The organism is Xenorhabdus littoralis (assembly GCF_033949345.1).
GTDB lineage: Bacteria > Pseudomonadota > Gammaproteobacteria > Enterobacterales > Enterobacteriaceae > Xenorhabdus > Xenorhabdus littoralis.
This window is the reverse complement of sequence record NZ_VCDP01000229.1, coordinates 1-601: the sequence shown is the minus strand read 5'-3', so window position 1 is coordinate 601 and position 601 is coordinate 1. Positions and strand designations below refer to the sequence as shown.

Below are 601 nucleotides of genomic sequence, written 5' to 3'. Positions count from 1 at the left end.
CGCACTATCAGCCAGACGGCACGGGAGGTACTGACTGACATCAGGGATGATCCGATGATGCGTCATCGCCATAGTCATCTCTGTTTACTGGAAGCGCGGCTGAATGCGGTACAGACGCCGCAGCAAAGCGTGATGCGTCAGCGGATTCAATCAGGACTGCAACCGGAAGAGATGCAAACCGAACTCAGGGAAATGAAACCGGATTTGGAAACCGAACTGAGACAAAAAGAGGGGCAGACTAAGCGGAATTCGGTATCCGAACTCAGTATAAAATCATCAGGTTACAGTGATTCCGTTAAACCGAACCGTTATGTACGTTCTTTTACACAGAATGTGAATAAAAAAACATACGTCAATCCACCCTCCGCTATTTTTCTGCCAGAAGGGCTTTGCCGACAACTGGAGCCGGAAGATGTGACCATGCTGACCGGTCAATTACAGGCACTGCCCGCTGAACAGGCACAAACCGTATTGGGCTGTCTGGACAAAGCGCTACACGCAGGCAAAATCGGCAATCCGGTCGGTTGGCTGCTGGCGATGATGAAACGGGCACGGGAGGGAAAACTGTATGCACAAGCTGACCCCCCTATTGCGACGCCTG

Annotated in this window: 1 protein-coding gene; it reads left to right on the top strand. The window is 51.6% G+C overall.

The annotated features are described in order from the left end of the window. Nucleotides 1-601 (top strand): STY4528 family pathogenicity island replication protein (locus FE394_RS19415; RefSeq protein ID WP_319927953.1); only part of this gene is annotated, 601 nt, incomplete at both ends.